General features: G+C 64.4%; 4 protein-coding genes. 2 read left to right on the top strand and 2 right to left on the bottom strand.

Annotation, left to right across the window (positions count from 1 at the left end; translation table 11 throughout):
• Positions 1-445, top strand: a 445-nt coding sequence (locus tag ENZ74_RS28975; protein ID WP_127313192.1) for an NAD(P)H-dependent oxidoreductase, incomplete at its 5' end; no start/stop codon positions are given.
• A 118-nt stretch (positions 446-563) separates the two neighbouring features.
• A complete protein-coding gene (locus tag ENZ74_RS28970) occupies positions 564-1,049 on the top strand; it encodes a hypothetical protein (RefSeq protein ID WP_063169862.1) in 486 nt (161 codons plus the stop codon).
• A gap of 14 nt (positions 1,050-1,063) precedes the next feature.
• Here the strand turns inward: ENZ74_RS28970 and ENZ74_RS28965 are convergent, their stop codons facing one another.
• Both ENZ74_RS28965 and ENZ74_RS28960 read right to left on the bottom strand, forming a co-directional pair.
• Positions 1,064-1,603: a hypothetical protein gene (locus ENZ74_RS28965; RefSeq protein ID WP_063169863.1), complete on the bottom strand. Its 540-nt coding sequence runs from the start codon at positions 1,601-1,603 to the stop codon at positions 1,064-1,066.
• Positions 1,596-2,468 (bottom strand): aminomethyltransferase family protein (locus tag ENZ74_RS28960; RefSeq protein ID WP_245471028.1); only part of this gene is annotated, 873 nt, incomplete at its 5' end. The genes ENZ74_RS28960 and ENZ74_RS28965, both read right to left, overlap by 8 nt.

Below are 2,468 nucleotides of genomic sequence, written 5' to 3'. Positions count from 1 at the left end.
CACCTATGATATCGAGGATCTCGGGCCGTCGCTGGGAACGGCGAAATGGGCCCGCGATCTCGACGGCCAGGCGCACGCGATCCTGGAACAAATCCTCGCCGCCGACGTGCTTGTCGTGGGCTCGCCGACCTACAAGGGCAGCTATACCGGCCTGTTCAAGCATTTCTTCGACCTGATCGATCCGGCGGCATTGCGGGGAAAGCCCATCGTGCTGACGGCGACCGGCGGTGGCGAGCGCCCTGCCTTGATCGTCGAGCATCAGCTGCGGCCGCTGTTCGGCTTCTTCGAGGCCTTTGCGCTGCCCACCGCCGTCTACGCCACCGACAAGGATTTCACCGACGGCGTGCTGCGCTCCGAGGCGATCCTTAAGCGTGCGGCGCAGGCGGTCGACGAGGTCGGCTTTGTGCTGGCCAATCGTTCGGCAGGCCGGATCGCCGCTGAATAGCCTGTCGTCAGCCAGATTGAACTGAACGAAATCCGTGAGGGCAGCGCCCCCGCTTACGCGCAATTTACGACCGACCGCTAAAACCGTTCCTGTCTGATTCGTCTGGGACAGGAACGTCATGAGCAAAGCCCTCACATCCTTCGCATTGGTCGCCGTGCTGACCGCCTTGCTCATGGCGTTGAGCCTGGCTGTCGCCAGGCACGGCTATCCCTATGGCGCGATCGGCGTCAGGCGCCTTGACGGCATTGCCGACGCCGGCGTGTTCATCCCGATTGCCGCCGTCTATTTCTTCAGCGCGATGCTGATGATGATCCTGCCGATAAGGGCGGCCGGTATCGTCCTGACCCATGCCGCCGATGCCCTTTTCTGGACCGTGATCGCACTGTTTGCGACCATCGTCGGCTGTATGGTCGCCAGATGGGCGTTCGGGCAGGGCAGCGCCGTGTGGACATTGCTGAACTGGCGGTTCCTGTTTGCCGCGGCGATCGTCGGTTGTCACTTTGTCATGAACGAGTTGCGCCGCAACGTGCTGCTGCGCAGCCTGTTCTTCGTCGTCTTTGCCGCTGCGACGCTGGCCTGCCTGTTCTGGTCGTTCACACTCTGACCAGCCGTAACCGGCTACTTCGCTGATCCTGCGGCGATGTTGCCGGCGGCAATTTCCATCCATGTCCAGAGATAGGCGGCAAGACCGCGATCGACATGGATGCGCAGCTTGGCGTCATGGCGATAGACGACGGCGCTGATGTCGGCGAAGGACAGCGCTGCACTGGCGCTCGCTTGGCTGGGATCGAGCGTCGTTCCACGCGCGATGAAAGCGTCGAGCGCCGTGCCCTCGGCCTCGAACATTTGCAACCCGGCGCTGATCGCCGTCACCGCGAACCCGTCTGTGTGCCAGCCCGAGGCGATGGCAAGCGGGCTGTTCGAGACGATCAGCAGCCGGTCGCGCGCCAGTCGCGCCGCATAGCGGTCACCTTGTGCGGTGCCAAAGGCTCCGACTCCGTTCCCGTCGGCGCTCGAAGCCCGCGCCCACGCGTCGAGGTCGCCGCTGACCAGCAACTGGTTGAGGCCGCAGACCGCGCGCACCACAAGGCCGGGCACCTTGATCACCGCCGATTGCCAGTCCGGTGCAACGGACCATTTTTCCGCGAGATCACGCATGCAGCCGGTCTCCTGCCGGGTCGAAGGCGCAAGGGGCGGTAATTGTCGCCTTGCTGATCTTGCCGAGATACTGGATGTCAATCGTCTCGCCGTGCCGCGTCGCGCCGCGCTCTATCAGCCCAAGCGCAACCGGGCGGCCAAGCGTCGGGCTCTGGTAGCTCGAGGTGACAAAGCCCTGGCTGCGCAATCTGCCGTCGATCCGTTTGATGCCATGCGCGCCGGTCGGCAGCGGTGCTTCGCCTTGCGGCACTGCCAGCCCGACAAGCTGCATGCGATTGTCACGCGACGCCTCCTCGGTGAACAATGAGCGGCGGCCGACGAACTCGGTCTTGCGTTTGGCCCGCGGACCGTGGACGCCGAGATCATGCGGCAATGTGGTGCCGTCGGTGTCCTTGCCGATGACGATAAAACCCTTTTCGGCACGCAGGATCATCAGCGCCTCCAGGCCGATGACGATGGCGTCGAGCGCCTGGCCGGCCTCGCGCAGATGCGCCCATAGCGGCTCGGCGTGGTCGGCCCGGATCGAAATCTCGTAGCTCCTGTCGCCGGTGAAACTGACGCGGGCGATGCGGACTTCGTCGCCGGCATAAGTGCCATGACCGATCGCCATATGCGGCAGGTCGGCATCGTCGAGCGAGAGGCCAAGATGCAGCTTTTCCAGCAGCTTGCGGGCATTTGGCCCCGAAACGGTCAGTGTCGCCATGTCCGGTGTGGCGTTGTGGATGTAGACGGCGCCGCGGCCAAAACGGTCCTGGCGCCATTCCTCCAGCCGCGCATGGACGGCGGCGACATGCGAGGACGAGCACGACACGACGAAGCGATGCTCGTCCTCGCATGTCGCCGCCGTCCATGCGCGGCTGGAGGA

It is taken from the genome of Mesorhizobium sp. M7A.F.Ca.CA.002.15.2.1 (genome assembly GCF_003998715.1).
Classification (GTDB): Bacteria; Pseudomonadota; Alphaproteobacteria; order Rhizobiales; family Rhizobiaceae; genus Mesorhizobium; species Mesorhizobium ciceri.
Note: the sequence above shows the minus strand (reverse complement) of the source record. Positions and strands in the feature narration are given on the sequence as shown.